The organism is Neorhizobium puerariae, assembly GCF_042429745.1.
GTDB classification, from domain to species: domain Bacteria; phylum Pseudomonadota; class Alphaproteobacteria; order Rhizobiales; family Rhizobiaceae; genus Neorhizobium; species Neorhizobium puerariae.
Genome location: NZ_JBHMAA010000018.1, coordinates 174,345 through 191,655, shown reverse-complemented (window position 1 = coordinate 191,655; position 17,311 = coordinate 174,345). Strand labels below are relative to the sequence as shown.

17 protein-coding genes are annotated in these 17,311 nt (G+C 64.8%); all 17 read left to right on the top strand.

Annotated features, from left to right (window positions below; all coding sequences use genetic code 11):
• Position 1 precedes the first annotated feature (1 nt).
• The 17 genes from hypC to ACFFP0_RS17490 all read left to right on the top strand — a co-directional run bounded on the left by hypC (position 2) and on the right by ACFFP0_RS17490 (position 17,309).
• Positions 2-298, top strand: a complete 297-nt coding sequence (gene hypC / locus ACFFP0_RS17570; RefSeq protein WP_377263290.1) for a HypC/HybG/HupF family hydrogenase formation chaperone — start codon at positions 2-4, stop codon at positions 296-298.
• Between the two features lie 169 nt (positions 299-467).
• Positions 468-917: a thioredoxin domain-containing protein gene (locus ACFFP0_RS17565; protein ID WP_377263289.1), complete on the top strand. Its 450-nt coding sequence runs from the start codon at positions 468-470 to the stop codon at positions 915-917.
• Positions 914-1,762 carry a hydrogenase expression/formation protein gene (locus ACFFP0_RS17560; RefSeq protein ID WP_377263288.1) on the top strand — a complete coding sequence of 283 codons (849 nt, stop codon included), beginning with the start codon at positions 914-916 and terminating at the stop codon, positions 1,760-1,762. Before ACFFP0_RS17565 ends, ACFFP0_RS17560 begins: the two co-directional genes overlap by 4 nt.
• Positions 1,759-1,974 carry a rubredoxin gene (locus tag ACFFP0_RS17555; RefSeq protein WP_377263286.1) on the top strand — a complete coding sequence of 72 codons (216 nt, stop codon included), beginning with the start codon at positions 1,759-1,761 and terminating at the stop codon, positions 1,972-1,974. Before ACFFP0_RS17560 ends, ACFFP0_RS17555 begins: the two co-directional genes overlap by 4 nt.
• Positions 1,964-2,482, top strand: a complete 519-nt coding sequence (gene hybE, locus ACFFP0_RS17550; protein WP_377263285.1) for a [NiFe]-hydrogenase assembly chaperone HybE — start codon at positions 1,964-1,966, stop codon at positions 2,480-2,482. The genes ACFFP0_RS17555 and hybE overlap by 11 nt, the downstream gene beginning before the upstream one ends.
• Positions 2,479-3,591 carry a hydrogenase assembly protein HupF gene (locus tag ACFFP0_RS17545; protein ID WP_377263284.1) on the top strand — a complete coding sequence of 371 codons (1,113 nt, stop codon included), beginning with the start codon at positions 2,479-2,481 and terminating at the stop codon, positions 3,589-3,591. Before hybE ends, ACFFP0_RS17545 begins: the two co-directional genes overlap by 4 nt.
• Positions 3,584-3,925: a hydrogenase maturation nickel metallochaperone HypA gene (gene hypA / locus ACFFP0_RS17540; RefSeq protein ID WP_377263283.1), complete on the top strand. Its 342-nt coding sequence runs from the start codon at positions 3,584-3,586 to the stop codon at positions 3,923-3,925. Before ACFFP0_RS17545 ends, hypA begins: the two co-directional genes overlap by 8 nt.
• Positions 3,925-4,827: a hydrogenase nickel incorporation protein HypB gene (gene hypB / locus ACFFP0_RS17535; protein WP_377263282.1), complete on the top strand. Its 903-nt coding sequence runs from the start codon at positions 3,925-3,927 to the stop codon at positions 4,825-4,827. Before hypA ends, hypB begins: the two co-directional genes overlap by 1 nt.
• Before the next feature lie 3 nt (positions 4,828-4,830).
• Complete coding sequence (gene hypF / locus ACFFP0_RS17530; protein WP_377263281.1) at positions 4,831-7,104, top strand: carbamoyltransferase HypF; 2,274 nt, start codon at positions 4,831-4,833, stop codon at positions 7,102-7,104.
• Entirely contained in the window at positions 7,095-7,322 is a 228-nt protein-coding gene (locus ACFFP0_RS17525; RefSeq protein WP_377263280.1) for a HypC/HybG/HupF family hydrogenase formation chaperone, read from the top strand. Before hypF ends, ACFFP0_RS17525 begins: the two co-directional genes overlap by 10 nt.
• On the top strand, positions 7,319-8,476 hold the full coding sequence (hypD, locus tag ACFFP0_RS17520) for a hydrogenase formation protein HypD (RefSeq protein WP_377263279.1): 1,158 nt from the start codon (positions 7,319-7,321) through the stop codon (positions 8,474-8,476). Before ACFFP0_RS17525 ends, hypD begins: the two co-directional genes overlap by 4 nt.
• Complete coding sequence (gene hypE / locus ACFFP0_RS17515) at positions 8,473-9,525, top strand: hydrogenase expression/formation protein HypE (RefSeq protein WP_377263278.1); 1,053 nt, start codon at positions 8,473-8,475, stop codon at positions 9,523-9,525. The genes hypD and hypE overlap by 4 nt, the downstream gene beginning before the upstream one ends.
• Positions 9,526-9,534: 9 nt before the next feature.
• Positions 9,535-11,217, top strand: coding sequence for an enoyl-CoA hydratase-related protein (locus ACFFP0_RS17510; RefSeq protein WP_377263277.1), 1,683 nt, complete (start codon positions 9,535-9,537; stop codon positions 11,215-11,217).
• Positions 11,217-12,671, top strand: a complete 1,455-nt coding sequence (locus tag ACFFP0_RS17505) for a sigma-54-dependent transcriptional regulator (protein WP_377263276.1) — start codon at positions 11,217-11,219, stop codon at positions 12,669-12,671. Before ACFFP0_RS17510 ends, ACFFP0_RS17505 begins: the two co-directional genes overlap by 1 nt.
• Positions 12,655-14,028, top strand: a complete 1,374-nt coding sequence (locus tag ACFFP0_RS17500) for a sensor histidine kinase (protein ID WP_377263274.1) — start codon at positions 12,655-12,657, stop codon at positions 14,026-14,028. Before ACFFP0_RS17505 ends, ACFFP0_RS17500 begins: the two co-directional genes overlap by 17 nt.
• A gap of 293 nt (positions 14,029-14,321) precedes the next feature.
• Positions 14,322-16,292 (top strand): PhoX family protein, encoded by a 1,971-nt coding sequence (locus ACFFP0_RS17495; protein ID WP_377263272.1) that lies wholly within the window; start codon positions 14,322-14,324, stop codon positions 16,290-16,292.
• 408 nt (positions 16,293-16,700) lie between these two features.
• A complete protein-coding gene (locus ACFFP0_RS17490; RefSeq protein WP_377263270.1) occupies positions 16,701-17,309 on the top strand; it encodes a TetR/AcrR family transcriptional regulator in 609 nt (202 codons plus the stop codon).
• Positions 17,310-17,311: the final 2 nt, after the last annotated feature.

Below are 17,311 nucleotides of genomic sequence, written 5' to 3'. Positions count from 1 at the left end.
CATGTGCATAGGCATTCCCATGCGGATCATCGAGAGCAACGCGTTCATGGCTCGGTGCGAGCGTCACGGCGAGGTCTTTACGATCTCGCTGATGCTGGTCGGTCCGCAGCCTGCGGGAACATATCTGCTCACGCATCTCGGCTCGGCCATCCGCGTGCTCGATGCCGCGGAGGCGCGCGCGATCGATGACGCGCTTGCGGGCCTGGCCGAGGCGGTCGAGGGAAGGGAGTTCGCGTCCCTGTTCGCCGATCTGATCTCCCGCGAGCCCGAACTGCCGGCGCATCTGCGCGACAACTGAAAAGAATATTTCCGCAATGGAAATTGACTTTCCACTCAGGGATGCTCGATACTGGGCCTCAGGCGAATATTTCCCTTCCAGATCAACGGAATCCAACTTTCCCCGGTCTGGCACGCCGTTTGCACATCATCATTCGGAACGTTTTGCATGGTGATATGTGGAGGAGACAATGCCATCTGCCCTGGTCCGCGCGTTAAGCGAGCGGTCGCGCCTGCCTGTCGTCGATGAGACGAACATCGACGCCTTCCTCGCCCCGGGGGCGAGCGAGCCCGACAATGCCGTGCTGTTCTTCACCGGCGATCCGGGACAGCGCCCCGAGGCGGACGACGTCGCCGTGGTTCTTCCCGAACTCCTGCAGTTCTTCCGCGGCCGTCTGCGCGGCGGGGTGGTCAGCCGCTCCGCGGAGGACAAGCTCAAGAGCCGTTTCAATGTCGTCGTCATGCCAAGCCTCGTCGTGACGCGCCGGGACCAGCCTATCGGCGTGCTCGGCAAGATTCGCGACTGGTCGGAATATGTCGAGAAGGTCGCCGCCTGGCTGGCCCCCGATGCGCCGGTCATGGTGCCCTCGGGCGGGCCGAAGGTCGAAATCACGCATGCCGGCAGGGAGATCGTGCGATGAAGGCTGGTTTCTGGGTCGCCCCCGAGGGTGAAGACGCGGCGATGACCGTCATGCCGATCGGCGCAGAGCCGCCTCTCCGTGCGCGCAAGCTCAATTTCCTTGCCACCAGCAGCGCCGAGGAGATGATCCGCCGATGTCGGCGGACGGCGATGCTCCTGCCGGAGCTCGCCGATGCGCTCGCTGTCCAGAAGGCCGACCAACCGGGCCGGCTGTTCGATATCACGGACTATCCGGACGATGACAGGGAACTGATCACCCAGACCCTCGGCGAGGGCGAAGTCGCGGGCGTTGCAGCGCTTTCGAACGGCATTACCGCCCAGATGCAGGAAGCCGTCATGGCCGGCGTCTGGCGCATCCGCTTTACCGATGCCGACGGCCGGCTCGTCGCCGATTATATCGAGGTGGCAAGCATTCCTGCCGCGGTCCAGCAGGCATGTTCGACCCTGCCTGCAACCATCAGCCACGGACCCGCGCCCGCCGGCGCGATGAACGTCATGCCCGTGCTGACCGAGATCGGCGACCGGATCGGCCGCTACCGGGATGGCGATCCGGCTCATATCATGACGTTCTCCCTTTTCCCCATGAGCCCGGAAGACATGGCCTTCCTGCAGGAGACGCTCGGCGCGGGGCCGGTGCAGCTCACCTCGCGCGGCTACGGCACCTGTCGCGTGGTGGCGACGGGCGCACGCAATGTCTGGTCGGTCCAGTTCTACAACGCCATGGACGCGATCATTCTCGATACGCTTGAGATTTGCGGCATTCCCTCCGTCGCACTGGCGGCCGAGGAGGATTTCCGGGACTCCGAGGCGCGGTTGCGCGAAATCGAGGAGGCTTATTTCAAATGAGCGCCTTTGAGAATTTCGGCAAGCGCGAGACCCTGTCGGACGACGACCGGATGGAATGCGGTATCTGCTGGCATGTCTACGATCCGGCGGAAGGCGATCCGGTCTGGCAGATCCAGCCCGGCACGCCCTTTGCCGATCTTCCGGAAGACTGGCGCTGCCCCAATTGCGATGCGCTTCAATCGAAGTTCATGAGGCTGGGCCATGGAGGCTGAGCGCGCCGGGTCTGATCCTGCCCTTACGCTCGGGCGGCGGCTTGAGGACTGCTACAGGCATATTCACGCCACCGCCATGGCCGACGTGCCGATTTGCAACCCGGCGCTCGGCGTCGCCGCCACCGGCTTCCGGGCCTATGGCGGCCGCGTCTTCGGGATTGTCACGACACCCTGGTTCATGAACCTCGTGGCGCTCCATCTTCCGGATGCGCCGCCCGCCGCGCCCGCTGCGATAGGCACGACCGTCCGGATCGGCCTGCCTGCGGGTGAGGTGGATTTCATCGCCGGAGAGCTTGATACGATCGGGCGTATCGCCTCCTGCTCGCTGTTCTCGCCCGTTTTCGAATTCGCAACCATGGAGACGGCGCTGGAAACCGCCGAGGAGGCCATTCGGGCCTTCTTCGATCCCTCCGCGCTCGAACCGCCGCCGGCCCCTCCGGCTCCCCTCAATCGCCGCGACCTGTTACGCGGCAAGTTCCGCAAGCACGAGGAGGCGATGCCGGAATGACCTATCTCCTCGGTGCAGGCACGATCCGGATCGATGTAACGGTGTCGCGCACGCTCGCCTGCTCGGTCGCCGTCACGGCGAACCGGCCCCGGGGGCTCGCCCGCATGTTCGTCGGCCGCCGGCCGGAGGAAGCGCCGGTTTTGGCGGGACAGGTCTTTTCGCTTTGCGGTTTCGCGCAATCGCTTGCATCCAGGATCGCCGTCCTCAACGCGGCGGGCATGCCGATGAGCGGTGAGGAGCGCATCGCCGCCGGCGCCGGCCTGCTGGCCGAGCGGATCTTCGAAACCCTTCGCGCCCTGATATTGCACTGGCCCACGCCTCTCCCCGGGATGATGGCGGCCGGGGTCGGCCGGCAACTGCGTGAGGCACTCGCGGCCTCGCAGGCGATCGTGTCGCAGGCGCGGAACGGACAGATTGCGAAAGACAGCCTGGGGACCGATGCAGTACGGCTTTCCGCTGCGGCGCATGCCCTGGGTATTCCCCAGGATGGCGATGCGCCGCCGGCCGGTTCCGTCCTTTCTGCAATGCTTGGGGATCTCGGCGATGTCGCGGCTTTCGCGCAATGCAGCCCGGACCCGCTGACGGCGGAAGACGACGCCGAGGTGATCGCCTGTCTCCGCAGTGAACCGGATTACGCCGGCATGCCGCGCCTGCCCGGCCGCGTCTTGGAGACGGGCGCATTCGCCCGCCACGGCGGCGGCGCCTGGTCCCAGGAGCCGCATCTGGCGCGACGCCTGCTTGCCCGCATCGGTGACGTTCGTGATTGCCTCGTCCAGCTCGTGCGCCTCGCGGCATCCGGCGAGCCGGACTGGCCGTCGCTTGCCGCCGGCGGGCCGACGCCGGGCGCGGGCGGTTATGGCGCGGTGGAATGCGCGCGCGGCCGGCTCTACCATCAGGCCGAGATAGGCGGTGACGGCCGGCTTGCCGCCTATCGCATCCTTGCGCCGACCGAGTGGAATTTTCATCCGGCGGGGCCTTTCGTCGAGAGGCTGCTGTCGTCGCGGATCGGTACGGGCGAGGCGGCGGCGCGATCGGTTTCCCTGCTTGCCCTGCTCTTCGATCCATGCGTCTCCTTCGAGGTCGGCATTCGCGAGGCCGCCCATGCATGAGATGTCGTTGATGGAGAGCATGATCGACATCGCCTGCAAGACCGCCCGGCAGCATGGTGCAACCCGCGTCAGGTCGATCAGGCTCGACGTCGGCGTGCTGAGCCATGCCGATCCCGATGCGCTGCTGTTCTGTTATGAGGCGGTGCGGCACGGCACGATTGCGCAAGACGCCACGCTCGAAATCAACCGGGTTCCCGGCGAGGGCTGGTGCCTGGACTGCGAAAGGACGGTGGCGCTGGCCGAACGCTTCGGCGCCTGTCCGGATTGCGGGCGGCACCGGGTTCAGATGACGGCGGGTGACGAATTGAAGATCAGGGACATGGAGGTGATCTGATGTGTACGGTATGCGGCTGCGGAACGTCGGCCATCGAGGGCCACAAGCACGAGGGCGGGGACCATGCCCATGCGCATGGCCACCACCATCATCACGACCATGGGCACGAGCAGCATCACGATCATGACCACGGCCATCACCACCATGGCGACCACCATCATCCCGATGACGGCAGCGTCCATTATGGCCAGGGCATTGCCGGTGTCCATGTTCCCGGCATGAGCCAGGAGCGGATCATCCAGGTCGAGCGCGACATCCTCTCCAAGAACGACGCCTATGCCGCCGAGAACCGGCGCTATTTCGATCGTAACGGCATATTCGCGTTGAACTTCGTGTCCAGTCCCGGTTCGGGCAAGACCAGCCTGCTTGTGCGCACCATCAACGATCTCAAGGGCCGCCTGGCGATCAGCGTCATCGAAGGCGACCAGCAGACTTCGAACGACGCCGCTCGCATCCGCGAGACGGGCGCGCGCGCGATCCAGATCAATACCGGCAAGGGCTGTCACCTCGATGCCCATATGGTCGGCCATGCCGTGGAGGATCTCGCGCCCGAGCACGGTTCGGCGCTGTTCATCGAGAATGTCGGCAATCTCGTCTGTCCCGCCGCCTTCGATCTCGGCGAGGCGCACAAGGTAGTGGTCCTGTCCGTCACCGAAGGCGAGGACAAGCCGCTCAAGTACCCGGATATGTTCGCCGCGGCCGACCTGATGGTCCTCAACAAGGCCGACCTGCTGCCGCATCTCGATTTCAATGTCGGGCTCTGCATCGCCAATGCGCTGCGGGTCAATCCGCGCCTGCAGACGCTGACGGTCTCCGCCAGAACCGGCGAGGGTATGGAAGCGCTCTATGCCTGGCTCCAGGCTTCTGCCGCCAGCCGGGCCTCGCGCTCCAAGGTGGCGTGAGCCATGGCCGGCGCGATCGCACGATCGGTGGCAAACCCCGTCCGCCGGCTCAGGCTGCGGGTTCGCGGCGCCGTACAGGGCGTCGGCTTCCGGCCGTTTGCCTATCGGCTCGCACGCCGGATGCGGCTGTCGGGTTTCGTGCTGAACGACGGTGCCGGCGTGCTGATCGAGATCGAGGGGCCGGATGCGGATCGTTTTCCCGACATGATCCGCAACGAGGCCCCGCCGCTCGCCCGTATCGACTCGATTGACGTTCTGGAACTCGATCCCGCCGGTGGCGAAGGTTTCGATATCCGCGAAAGCCTGGTTGGCCGGAGCGCGACCCGGATCGGTGCCGACGCTGCGACCTGCTCCGAATGCCGTCGGGAACAGACCGATCCGTCGAGCCGGTTCTTCGGATACGCCTTCGTCAACTGCACCCATTGCGGACCGCGTTTTACGATTACCCGTGCGCTGCCCTATGACCGGGCGCAGACGTCGATGGCTTCGTTTCCGATGTGCGCGGCCTGCGCCGCCGACTACGCCGACCCCGAAAACCGGCGCTTCCATGCCGAGCCCGTCGCCTGCCCGGATTGCGGGCCAAGGCTCAGCCACCCGATCGCCGGGGTCGCCGCGAAGATCGCGGAAGGCGGTATCGTCGCGCTGAAGGGGATCGGCGGCTTCCATCTTCTCTGCGATGCCCGCAACGATGCGGCGATCGATCTCCTCAGGACGCGCAAGGCGCGCGACCGGAAGCCTTTCGCCGTGATGGTTCGCGACATTGACGCGGCACGGGCGCTTGCACGGCTGACGGAAGCGGAAGAGGCGCTGCTGGCTTCGTCTGCCAGCCCGATCGTCCTTGTGGAGCCGCGTGCGCATGAACTCTCCGGTCTCATCGCGCCGGGACTTGCGCGAACAGGGATCATGCTGGCCTATTCGCCGCTGCACCATTTGCTGTTCGATGCGCTGGCGGAAAGCTCGCACTGTTTTCCGGCGCTGGTCGCGACCAGCGCCAATCCCGGCGGCCAGCCGCTCGTCGCCGACAACGCGGAAGCGGAGCGCCGTCTCGCCGCGATCGCGGACCTGATCGTGACCCACGACCGTGACATCGCCGTCCGGGCTGACGATTCCGTCATGCAGGTGATCGACGGTGTGCCAGCCTTCATCCGCCGTGCCCGCGGCTTCGTGCCTGAGCCTGTCGATATCGGCACGGACGGCCCTTCGGTGATCGCGGTCGGTGCCGATCTCAAGAACACGATCTGCGTCACGCGCGGCCGCGAGGCATTTCTGTCCCAACACGTTGGCGATCTCGACAATGCCGAGGCGATCCGGTTCCAGCGCGAGGCGGTCAGCCATCTCTGTTCGATCCTCGACGTGAAGCCGGAATTCGCGGCCTGCGACCTCCATCCTGACTTTCGCTCGGTGCGCATAGCGGAGAGCCTGAATCTGGCTGTCGTGCCGGTCCAGCATCATGTCGCCCATATCGCGGCGGTGACGGCGGAGCATCAGCTCTCCGGATTGGTCCTCGGGCTTGCGCTGGACGGTCACGGCTTCGGCGCCGACGGTACGAGCTGGGGCGGCGAAATGCTGGCTCTCGATGGTCATCGCTGGCATCGCGCCGGCTCCCTGGCGCCGCTGCCGCTGCCGGGCGGCGACCGTGCGGCGCGCGAGCCATGGCGCATGGGTGTCGCGGCTCTCCAGGCGGCCGGATGTATCGCCCTCGCACCACAGCTCTGGCCGGGCGACAGCGGCGTTGCGCAGCTCACGGCGATGTTCGAGCGCGGTACGCAGGTTCCGGTTACGAGTAGCCTGGGGCGGCTTTTCGATGCCGCCGCAGCGATAACCGGCGTCCGCCGCGTCCAGAGCTATGAGGGACAGGCGGCGATGGAGTTCGAGGCCCTGGCGCGCAATCCCAGGGTATTGCAGAGTGGTTTCGCGATTAGCGGCGGCAGGCTCGGTTTTCATCCGCTCATCCTGCATCTCGCTCTGCAGGATCAGGACGCCCCCGCCGCAGCCGACCTTTTTCACGGAACCCTGATCGAAGGGCTTGCGGAATGGGCGGCGGAGGGAGCGCGCAACCTCGGCACCCGGCGGATCGCGCTTGGCGGCGGCTGCATGATGAACCGCGTCCTTGCGGCCGGGCTCGCGCGATCGCTCCGGGAGCGCGGCCTCGATCCCTATCTGCCGCGACTGGCGCCGGCCAATGACGGCGGCATCGCACTTGGCCAGGCGGCTTTTGCGCGCCAGGTCATCGTCAACGAATACGCATCAGTGGAGGAGAGCCGGACATGTGCCTAGCCATACCGGTCCAGGTGAAGGAAGTGCTGCCCGACAACATGGCGAAGGTGACGCTCGACGGTGTCTCGAAGATCATCTCGACGGCGCTCGTCGATGACATCGAGGTCGGCGACTATGTCGTGCTCCATGTCGGTTACGCGCTGGCGAAAATCGATCCGGAAGAGGCGGAAAGGACGCTTGCCCTGATCCGCGAAGCTGCGATGGGAGATGCGGCATGAAATATATCGACGAATATCGCGACGGCAGGCTGGCCAGGGATATTGCCCGGCAGATCGCGGCGGTCGCCGACCCGGCGCGTTCCTATCACTTCATGGAATTCTGCGGTGGCCACACGCATGCCATCTCCCGTTATGGCCTGGAGGACCTGCTGCCGCCGAATGTCCGGATGATCCACGGGCCGGGCTGTCCGGTTTGCGTCCTGCCGATCGGCAGGATCGACGCGGCGATCGCGCTTGCCATGCGGCCCGAAGTCACGCTCTGCACCTATGGCGACCTGATGCGCGTTCCAGGCTCCAATGGATCAAGCCTGCTCAAGGCCAAGGCGGCCGGCGCCGATATCCGCATGGTCTATTCGACACTCGATGCGCTGCGGATCGCGGAAGCGGAACCCGGTCGCGAAGTGGTGTTCTTCGCCATCGGTTTCGAGACGACGACGCCGCCCACCGCGCTCGCGCTCAAGGCGGCGATCGCAAGGGGGCTCGGCAATTTCTACATCTTCTGTAACCACGTGCTGACGCCGGCGGCGATCCAGAACATTCTGGAGAGCCCCGACGTCCGCAAGCTCGGCACGATCAAGATCGACGGTTTCATCGGACCCGCTCATGTCTCGACCGTGATCGGCACGGAACCCTACGAATTCTTCGCCGAGGAGTTTCGAAAGCCGGTCGTGGTGGCGGGTTTCGAGCCGCTGGACGTCATCCAGGCGATCCTGATGCTCGTCCAGCAGGTCAATGACGGCAGGCACGAGGTCGAGAATCAATATATCCGCGCCGTCACCACGCTCGGCAACGAGAAGGCTCAGGCCGAGGTGGCGAATTTCTTCGAGCTGCGCGAAAGCTTCGAATGGCGGGGACTGGGACAGGTGCCCTATGGCGCGCTGCGGCTGCGGCCGCAATATGCGGCCTACGATGCGGAGAAACGGTTCTCCATGGTGACGCCGGCGGCGAAGGACAATCCGGCCTGCGAATGCGGCGCCATCCTGCGCGGCGTCAAGAAGCCCGCCGACTGCAAGCTCTTCGGCACCGTCTGCACGCCGGATACGCCGATGGGCTCCTGCATGGTGTCGTCCGAGGGCGCCTGCGCTGCCCACTGGACCTATGGCCGCTTCCGCGAGAAGGTGCGGAAAGAGGATGCAGGGAGGGCCGTCGCATGAACATGGTGGTCAAGGCCTACAAGCGTAAGCTCGACATCGCCAACGGCCGCGTCGATCTCTCGCACGGCGCCGGCGGCCGGGCCATGGGGCAGCTGATCGAGGGCATCTTCCACAAGGCCTTCGACAATGACTGGCTGCGCGCCGGCAACGACCAGTCGGCTTTTTCGGTGCCCGGCGGTCGCATGGTGATGACGACGGACGGCTATGTCGTCTCGCCGCTCTTCTTTCCCGGCGGCAATATCGGAACGCTCGCCGTCCACGGTACGATCAACGACATCGCCATGGCCGGCGCCGTTCCGCTCTATCTCTCGGCAAGCTTCATCATCGAGGAGGGTTTCCCGCTCATCGATCTCGAACGCATCGCCGAAAGCATGGGCTCCGCCTCGCGCGAGGCCGGCGTGCCGATCATCACCGGCGATACCAAGGTGGTCGAGCGCGGCAAGGCCGATGGCGTCTTCATCTCGACGGCCGGCGTCGGCATGGTTCCCGGTAGCCTCGACCTGCGCGCCGACGCCGCTCGGCCGGGTGATGCGGTGATCGTCTCCGGTTCGATCGGCGACCATGGCGTGGCGGTCATGTCGAAGCGCGAAAACCTGGAATTCGACACGGCGATCGTCTCCGACAGCGCGGCGCTGCACGGGCTGGTGGCGACGATGGTCGCGGCCGGCGGCCAGCATATCCGGCTGATGCGCGACCCGACGCGCGGCGGGATCGCCGCGACGCTGAATGAAATCGCCAGCCAGTCGAAGATCGGTTTCCATATCGACGAGGAGGCGATCCCCCTCAAGCCTGAGGTGGCCGCAGCCTGCGAATTCCTGGGACTTGACCCCCTCAACGTCGCCAACGAGGGCAAGCTGGTCGCGGTGGTCGCGCCGGATGGCGCTGACGCCGTGCTGGCGGCGATGCGCGCCCATCCGCTCGGAGCCGAGGCGACGCTTATCGGCCATGCCGTTGCCGACGAAAATTGCTTCGTGCAGATGGCGACCTCGTTCGGCGGCGGCCGCATCGTCGACTGGCTCTCGGGCGAGCAACTGCCCCGGATCTGCTGAGAGGAGCCGATGCGCATCCTGCTGCTCTGTCACAGTTTCAATTCGCTCTCCCAGCGCCTGCATGTCGATCTCAGACATGCGGGACATGAGGTATCGGTCGAACTCGACATCCATGACGACCTCACCCGCGAAGCGATTGCGCTGTTTGCACCCGACCTCATCATCGCCCCCTTCCTCAAGCGGCCGATTCCGGCCGATGTCTGGCGCCGGACGCTCTGTCTGATCGTCCATCCCGGCATACGCGGCGACCGTGGACCGAGCGCGCTCGACTGGGCGATCCTCGAGGGCGAAGCGACCTGGGGCGTGACGCTCATCGAAGCGCGGGAGGAGATCGACGCCGGTCCGGTCTGGGCCTGGGCGGAATTCCCGATGCGGGCCACCCGGAAATCGAGCATCTACCGGCACGAGGTGACCGAGGCCGCAACGGCTTGTGTGTTCAAGGCGCTCGGCCGCATCGAGCGCAGCGAAGGTCCCGTCATGCCGGCGAACTGGGGCAGGGGGCGCGAGCGGCCTGCCTGCCGGAAGTCGGATCGGGTTCTTGATCCCACGGTCCAGTCGGCGGAAGACGCGCTTCGCATCATTCATGCATCCGATGGCGATCCCGGAGCGTCACTGACGATTGGCGGGAACCCCTTTCTGGTGTTCGATGCCGGGCTGGCGGCGGGAGTGTCGGGACCGCCCGGTGCGCTGGTCGCGCGATCGCGGCAGGCGGTGGCCGTCGCATTCCGCGAAGGCGCCCTTTGGATCGGCCAGCTCCGTCGGCCGGAAGCGCGCAGCCTGAAGCTGCCGGCGCTTCACCTCGTTGGCGCGGATGCGGCGACGTTACCCGTCGTCAGCGGTCCCGGGCCATGCCGCTATCACGAGGAGGACGGCGTCGGCTTCCTCGATTTCCGCTTCCACAACGGCGCGATGTCGTCCGGGGATTGCGATCTCCTCCGGGAGGCGATCGTGGCCGCGAAGGCGCGTGCGCCTGGCGTTCTCGTGCTGCGGGGCGACGCCGACTGCTGGTCGAACGGCATCCATCTCGGCGTGATCGAAAGCGCTGACAGCGCAGCCGATGAATCCTGGCGCAACATCAACGCGATGAACGACCTCGTGCGTGAGATCATCGAGACCGACGACCGGCTGGTTGTCGCCGCCGTGACCGGCAATGCCGGGGCGGGAGGCGTCTTCCTGTCGCTGGCGGCCGACGAAGTCTGGATGCGCGACGGCGTCATCCTCAATCCGCATTACAAGGACATGGGCAATCTCTACGGTTCGGAATACTGGACCTATCTCCTGCCCGCCCGGGTCGGCGAGGATCGCGCCCGCCGCGTGACGCAGGCGCGCCTGCCGATGGGGATCGAGGAAGCTATCGATCTCGGATTGGCGACCCGGCGCCTGCCGGGCGATGTCGATGCCGCCGACGGAGAACTGCGTCGCGCCGCCGTCGCACTCGCGGCGTCCCCGGATCTTGCGGGACGCATTGTCGAAAAGCGGGCGCGCCGCGCCCGTGACGAGGCCGAAAAACCCCTCGCCGCCTATCGGGAAGAAGAACTGCGGCGGATGCGGCGAAACTTCTACGGGTTCGATCCGAGCTATCACGTCGCGCGCTACAATTTCATCCGCAAGACGCCGAAATCGCGCACGCCGGTGACCCTCGCAATCCATCGCGCCGGCGACGTGGAGAATGACCGCAGGAGAAGCATGTGATGACCAGCCCGCACGCCACCGTTCTCGTGGTCGACGACGAATTGCGCTCGATCGAGGCGATCCAGCGGGTGCTTTCCGACGAGTTCGAGGTCATCGGCGCCCGCAACGCCAAGGAGGCAGAGGAGGTGCTCGAGGGCGAGATGGTGCAGGTGATCCTGTGCGACCAGCGTATGCCGGGCGAATCCGGCGTCGAATTCCTGAAGCGCGTGCGCGAGCTCTGGCCGGACACGATCCGCATCATCATTTCCGGCTATACCGATTCCGGCGACATCATCGAGGGCGTCAACAACGCGGGTATCTATCAATACATCACCAAGCCCTGGAATCCCGACAAGCTGATCGACTGCGTGCGCGAGAGCGCCAATCTCTGGCGCCTGCAGCACGAAGTCGCCGACATGCGGATCGAGGTGAAGCCGGCGAGCGATGCGCTCAGGAAGGTCATCAGCGATCGTCGCCGCAACCAGGGCCATTCCTTCGGCTTCGACCGCATCGTCCACCAGGGCGACAGTCCGCTGGTCGATTCCATCGCGCTTGCCCGACGCGCTGCGCGCTACGACGTCTCGGTTCTGATCACCGGTGCCTCGGGGACGGGCAAGGAACTTCTCGCCCGCGCGATCCATCAGGAGTCTGGGCGCGTGGACAAGCCATTTGTGGTCGAGAACTGCGGCGCCTTGCCCGACGAACTTCTCGAAAGCGAATTGTTCGGCTGCAAGAAGGGCGCCTATACCGGTGCCTACCAGGACCGCATCGGCCTCTTCGAGCTCGCCGACAGCGGCACCATCTTCCTCGACGAGATTGGCGAGACCTCTCCCGCATTCCAGGTGAAGCTGCTGCGCGTGCTGCAGGAGGGCGAGATCCGCCCGCTCGGGGCGCAGCGGCCGCGCAAGGTCAGCGTCCGGGTGATTTCCGCCACCAACCGTGACCTTCTCGCCGAGGTCGCCGCCGGCCGGTTCCGCCGAGACCTCTATTACCGGCTGGCGGCCTTTCCAATCCACATGCCGGCGCTCAGAGACCGGGCCGGCGACATTCCGGCCATTGCCGCGCGGATGCTCACCCAGATCAACCAGTCGTTCAACCGCCAGGTGCCGGGCTTCCACCCGCGTACCCTCGACCTCATGACGGCCTATGTCTGGCCCGGCAATGTGCGCGAGCTCCACAACGAGATCCAGCGGATGACCGTGTTGTCGGACGACAATTCGCCGCTCCCTCCCGAACTTCTGTCACCCGCCATCCGCGACGGCGAAATGGCGCCGGCTGCGGCATCCGACGGCGCGCGGCGTCAGTTGAAGGATATCGTCGCGGAGATCGAGAGATCGGCGATCGAGGCGGCTCTTGCCCGCCATGACGGCAATATCAGCCGTAGCGCGGACGAACTCGGCTTGTCGCGTGTCGGATTGCGGAGCAAGATCGAGCGCTACGACCTGAGGCGCTATCGCGATGACGAAACTGACTGACAAGACGGAACGCCCGACCAGCGAAAACCTGATCAGCAAGATCTCTCTTCCCGAGGTCTTCGCGCTCGACGGTTCGAGCGAAGGCATGTGGGTCGACGTCATCCACCGTATGGACGAGGTCTATTCCGAGCTGCTGCGCAACGAGACGGATCTCGAGCGCAAGAACGCCGAGCTCGAGGAGGCGAAGACCTTTATCTCCAGCGTCGTGGCGTCCGTCTCCGATATCCTCATCGCCTGCGGCAGCGACGGGGTGATCCGAAAGGTCAATCCGGCGTTTCTAAGCCTGATCGGAAACTCGGAAGCGGCCGTCATCGGCACGCGGATCTTCGATTACGTGGTCGAATCCGACCGCAAGGAGGCCGGGAGGCTGATGAGTGCCGGCCACGAGGGCAGGGTGCTGGAAGGCGATTTGCATTTCCGGGCCGCGGGAGGGCATGAGAAATGCCTGGCGATGCGTTGCTCCGCCTTGTTCGACGGCCGTCGCCGGCGTTTCGGCGCAGTGCTGACCGGGCGACCGATCAGCGAGTTGCGTCAGGCCTATCAGGCGCTCCACCAGGCGCATCTCGAACTGCAGCAGGCGCAACGCGAGCTGGTCGAACAGGAGAAGATGGCAAGCCTCGGCCGACTGGTTGCCGGCGTGGCGCACGAACTCAACAACCCGATCAGTTTCGTCTACGCGAATATCTATACGCTCGACCGCTATCGCAAGAATCTCGTTTCCTATCTCAACGCCATCCATGACGATTCCCGTGGCGAAGACGTCACGGACCTTCGCAAGCGCCTGAAGATCGATGCAATCCTCGCCGATATCGCGCCGCTCCTGGAAGGCACCATAGAAGGCGCCGACCGTGTCAGTGACATCGTCAAGAACCTGCGACGTCTGTCGTTCAGCGAGAGCGGCAAACGTCATGCCGTGGATATTGATCGGGTGCTGCGCAATTCCGCTCAGCTTGCCATCCGCGCAAAGAATTCGCGCGCCAAAGTGACGATCGACAGTGAGCCCGGCTTGTTGGTGGAGGCGCATGAGGGGCAGATTCACCAGGTTGTGGTCAATCTGATCGACAATGCGCTCCACGCGGTCGCCCATCGCCCCGATGGAAAAGTCGACCTCAGCGCGAAATCGCAGGGCGGCATGGTCGAGCTCATCGTCAGCGACAACGGCCGGGGGATACCCGAGGAAGAGCGAGGAAAGATCTTTGAGCCCTTCTTCACGACCAAGGTGGTCGGCGAAGGCACCGGTTTGGGTCTCTGGATAACCTTCAACATCGTTCAGGACTACGGCGGCGAGGTTACTGCCGGCGCCAGCAGGGATGGCGGGGCGGAATTCCATGTGCGCCTGCCCGCCTTGCGGTCGTGAGCAGGGCTGAATCCGATGGGTGGCGCGACCGCGCGAATGTGCTTCGCGCCGGTCGGGGCTTGGACTGGCCATCGTCAATGCGATAGCAGACCATATTGAAGCCGGTCGACGTCGTGTCTCGTTCTGGAAGGAGCGAGGGCGTTGAGGTGCGCGTACGCTTGCCGGTCGCCTGAGAGCCGCGCTCACATGTGTCATTAAAGCTTCAAATGATCTGCCTAAAGCAGGCGTTGCCGGGTATGCGGCGCTTGATCTGCAGCATGCTTTATCGAAACGCATCACAATCAGGAGTCGATATGTCCAACCGTCAGAAGACGAGGCCGCGCCCCAATCCGCGCCGCGCATTCGCAGAAACCTACGGAGAGGTGCTGGCCACCGGCATCGAGCGCCGCAGCGTGCTGACCGGCCTGCTGGCGCTGGCGGGCAGCTCCGTCGCCATGCCGTTCCTTGGCGGCGAAGCCAGGGCCGCCGACACCTCCACGCTCAAGTTCACGGAACTCAAGCGCGTGCGCGACCGCGAGGACCACTGGCCGGAAGGCTATGGCCGCCAGATCCTGGCGCGCTGGGGCGACGCGCTGTTCACGGACAGCCCGGCCTTCGACGTGGCCAAGCTCGACGGCAAGGCCGCCGAACGTCAGTTCGGCTACAACAACGACTTCACCTACTACATGCCGCTGCCGTTCGGCTTAGACAGTTCCGATCACGGCCTCATGATCGTCAGCCACGAATATGCCACGCCCTTCCTGATGTTCCCCGGCCTGAAGGACGAGGACTATCGCGAGAAGCTGACCGACGACCAGATCCGCGCGATCATGGCGGCCGTCGGCATTTCCGTCTTCGAAGTGCGCAAGGCCGGCAACAAATGGGAAATCGTCCTTGACGGCAAGCTCAACCGCCGCATCCACATGGGCACCGAGATGGCGATCTCGGGGCCTGCCGCCGGCGACGACCGCCTGAAGACCAAGGCCGATCCGGCCGGCAGGACGGTGTTCGGCACGATTTCGAACTGCAACGGCGGCATCACACCCTGGGGCACCATGCTTTCCGGCGAGGAAGGCTCTATGGACGTGTTTGCCGGAGACTTCAAGACGCTGGCCAATCAGGAACTCGTTGAGCGCCAGGGCTGGGACGAGGAAGACAACGACATCTACGGGGTCGGCCGGATCGAACCGCGCTTCCGGTTCGAGGAGGAGCCGAACGAGTGGATGCGCTTCGACTGGGTGGTCGAGATCGACCCGCTCGATCCGACGGCAAAGCCGGTGAAGCGCACGGCGCTCGGCCGGTTCACCCATGAGGGTGCGCAGTGCGCCGTGGCTCCCGATGGCCATGTCGTGGTGTTCATGGGCGATGACGACGACTTCGAATATCTCTATCGCTTCGTCAGCCGCGATCCGTGGAACCCGAACGACCGCGCCGCCAACCGGGACCTGCTCGACAACGGCACGCTCTCGGTCGCGAAATTCTCGAGCGACGGCACCATGCAGTGGTTGCCGCTCGTCGCCGGAGAGGGCCCGCTGACGGCGGAAGCCGGCTTCGGGAACCAGGCCGACGTCGTGCTCAACACGCGCGGCGCGGCCGACCTTCTGGGCGCCACTCCCATGGATGCGCCGGAAGGTTTCATTGTGCACCCGAGGACCGGCAAGCTCTACGTCGCCATGACGGAGAACGAGGATCGTCTGGCCGCGGGCGAAGGCGAAGAGAGGGAGCAGGTCAACCCGGCCAACCCGCGCGGCCCGAACCCGCATGGCCATCTGCTGGAACTGATGCCGCCGGGCAGCCCGGACAAGCCGGATTACGCCGCTGCGAGCTTCAAGTGGGACGTCTTTGTGCTCTGCGGCAATCCGGCCGTGCCCGAGGAAGGCGCGATGTTCCATCCGGCCACGTCCGATAACGGCTGGTTCACCGATCCGGACAACCTCTCGGTTGATCCGGCAGGCCGTCTCTGGGTTGCCACCGACGGCCCGCCGCCGGCAGGTATTGCGGACGCCCTGTTCGTGATGGACACCGAAGGCGAGGGCAGAGCGCTGCCGAAGCTGTTCTACGTCGCGCCGGTCGGTTCCGAATGCTGTTCGCCGACATTCACGCCGGATGGCAAGACGGTGTTCGTCTCCATCCAGCATCCCGGCGAACTGCGCTTCGAGGATGACGAGGACGCGACCTCCATCGCCGATGCCGGCACCAACTGGCCGGACTTCAAGGAAGGCCTGCCGGCGCGCCCCGCCCTCGTCGTGCTGAGCCGCGACGACCAGCAGGCGCTCGGCAGCTGACCGGCTTTAGAATCTTTCCTCCTCTGCCGACGAAGGTTCGAGGTAACGCCCGCGTTTACGATCGACGGGTGTTGCAGGGGATCTTCTGGCGGCTGAGAACCGGCGCGCCGTCGGTTGACATTCCAGCGTCCTTAGGCCTTAGACGACCTATGTGAACCGTTTCAACCAATAGCGTCGTGCGGGGGATGGGTCGGGCGAAGAGAATTCTTCGCATCCATCCGACCCGCCTCAATTCGCATCTGGCCACGATCTTGTGAGCCGACGACCTTGTGCAACTCGGATTGCAGGAGCCGCCTTTGGTCGCCTGATTTGATCTAATTTTTCGATCTGCGAAGGGTAACAACGCGTCGGGACTTGCAACTCCGCTTCTTACATGAATACTGATTCATAATTCACAACGAGAATGCGATGATGCGAAACGAGAGCATACCCGCCGCCAAGGAACCGAAAACCGCAAAAGGCGAAGCCACGCGCAGAGCGATATTGGCCGCTGCCGAAATGGTGATCGGGCGTCTTGGCTTCAACGAGGCTTCCATAGGGGAAATCACCCGGGTCGCCAGAGTGGCTCAGGGTACGTTCTACATCTATTTCAAGAGCAAGGACGAGATATTCTCCGAACTCGTCGCGGAGATGGGGCGAAGCCTTCGTCATGAAATCAGCATGGCAACGCATGGGATTGCCGACCGCCTGACGGCCGAACGCGAAGGGCTTCGGGCTTTCCTGACGTTTGTCGCCGCGCATCCCGAGCTGTATCGGATCGTGCAGGAGGCGCAGTTCGTCGATCCGGAAGCATATCGCGCCTATTTCCGGACATTCGCCAACGGCTATCGGCACGGTCTTGCGGAAGCGGTGAAGGTTGGCGAAATACGGCCGGGCGACGCCGAAATCCGCGCGTGGGCGCTTATGGGCATCGCACGGTCTCTCGGAGAGCGGGCAGTCATCTTCGGTGAAAACACGACCATCGATGACGTCGTCCAGAGCGCACACGACCTGATCGTTCATGGCTTGAAGAGGTGACC

What these genes read in the sequence shown, in the direction of transcription:
- ACFFP0_RS17560 (WP_377263288.1), top strand. Translation starts at nt 914, where the DNA reads ATGAAGGCTGGTTTCTGGGTCGCCCCCGAGGGTGAAGACGCGGCGATG.
- hypD (WP_377263279.1), top strand. Translation starts at nt 7,319, where the DNA reads ATGAAATATATCGACGAATATCGCGACGGCAGGCTGGCCAGGGATATT.
- ACFFP0_RS17565 (WP_377263289.1), top strand. Translation starts at nt 468, where the DNA reads ATGCCATCTGCCCTGGTCCGCGCGTTAAGCGAGCGGTCGCGCCTGCCT.
- ACFFP0_RS17525 (WP_377263280.1), top strand. Translation starts at nt 7,095, where the DNA reads ATGTGCCTAGCCATACCGGTCCAGGTGAAGGAAGTGCTGCCCGACAAC.
- ACFFP0_RS17490 (WP_377263270.1), top strand. Translation starts at nt 16,701, where the DNA reads ATGATGCGAAACGAGAGCATACCCGCCGCCAAGGAACCGAAAACCGCA.
- hypE (WP_377263278.1), top strand. Translation starts at nt 8,473, where the DNA reads ATGAACATGGTGGTCAAGGCCTACAAGCGTAAGCTCGACATCGCCAAC.
- ACFFP0_RS17555 (WP_377263286.1), top strand. Translation starts at nt 1,759, where the DNA reads ATGAGCGCCTTTGAGAATTTCGGCAAGCGCGAGACCCTGTCGGACGAC.
- ACFFP0_RS17510 (WP_377263277.1), top strand. Translation starts at nt 9,535, where the DNA reads ATGCGCATCCTGCTGCTCTGTCACAGTTTCAATTCGCTCTCCCAGCGC.
- hypB (WP_377263282.1), top strand. Translation starts at nt 3,925, where the DNA reads ATGTGTACGGTATGCGGCTGCGGAACGTCGGCCATCGAGGGCCACAAG.
- hypF (WP_377263281.1), top strand. Translation starts at nt 4,831, where the DNA reads ATGGCCGGCGCGATCGCACGATCGGTGGCAAACCCCGTCCGCCGGCTC.
- hybE (WP_377263285.1), top strand. Translation starts at nt 1,964, where the DNA reads ATGGAGGCTGAGCGCGCCGGGTCTGATCCTGCCCTTACGCTCGGGCGG.
- hypA (WP_377263283.1), top strand. Translation starts at nt 3,584, where the DNA reads ATGCATGAGATGTCGTTGATGGAGAGCATGATCGACATCGCCTGCAAG.
- ACFFP0_RS17500 (WP_377263274.1), top strand. Translation starts at nt 12,655, where the DNA reads ATGACGAAACTGACTGACAAGACGGAACGCCCGACCAGCGAAAACCTG.
- ACFFP0_RS17505 (WP_377263276.1), top strand. Translation starts at nt 11,217, where the DNA reads ATGACCAGCCCGCACGCCACCGTTCTCGTGGTCGACGACGAATTGCGC.
- hypC (WP_377263290.1), top strand. Translation starts at nt 2, where the DNA reads ATGTGCATAGGCATTCCCATGCGGATCATCGAGAGCAACGCGTTCATG.
- ACFFP0_RS17495 (WP_377263272.1), top strand. Translation starts at nt 14,322, where the DNA reads ATGTCCAACCGTCAGAAGACGAGGCCGCGCCCCAATCCGCGCCGCGCA.
- ACFFP0_RS17545 (WP_377263284.1), top strand. Translation starts at nt 2,479, where the DNA reads ATGACCTATCTCCTCGGTGCAGGCACGATCCGGATCGATGTAACGGTG.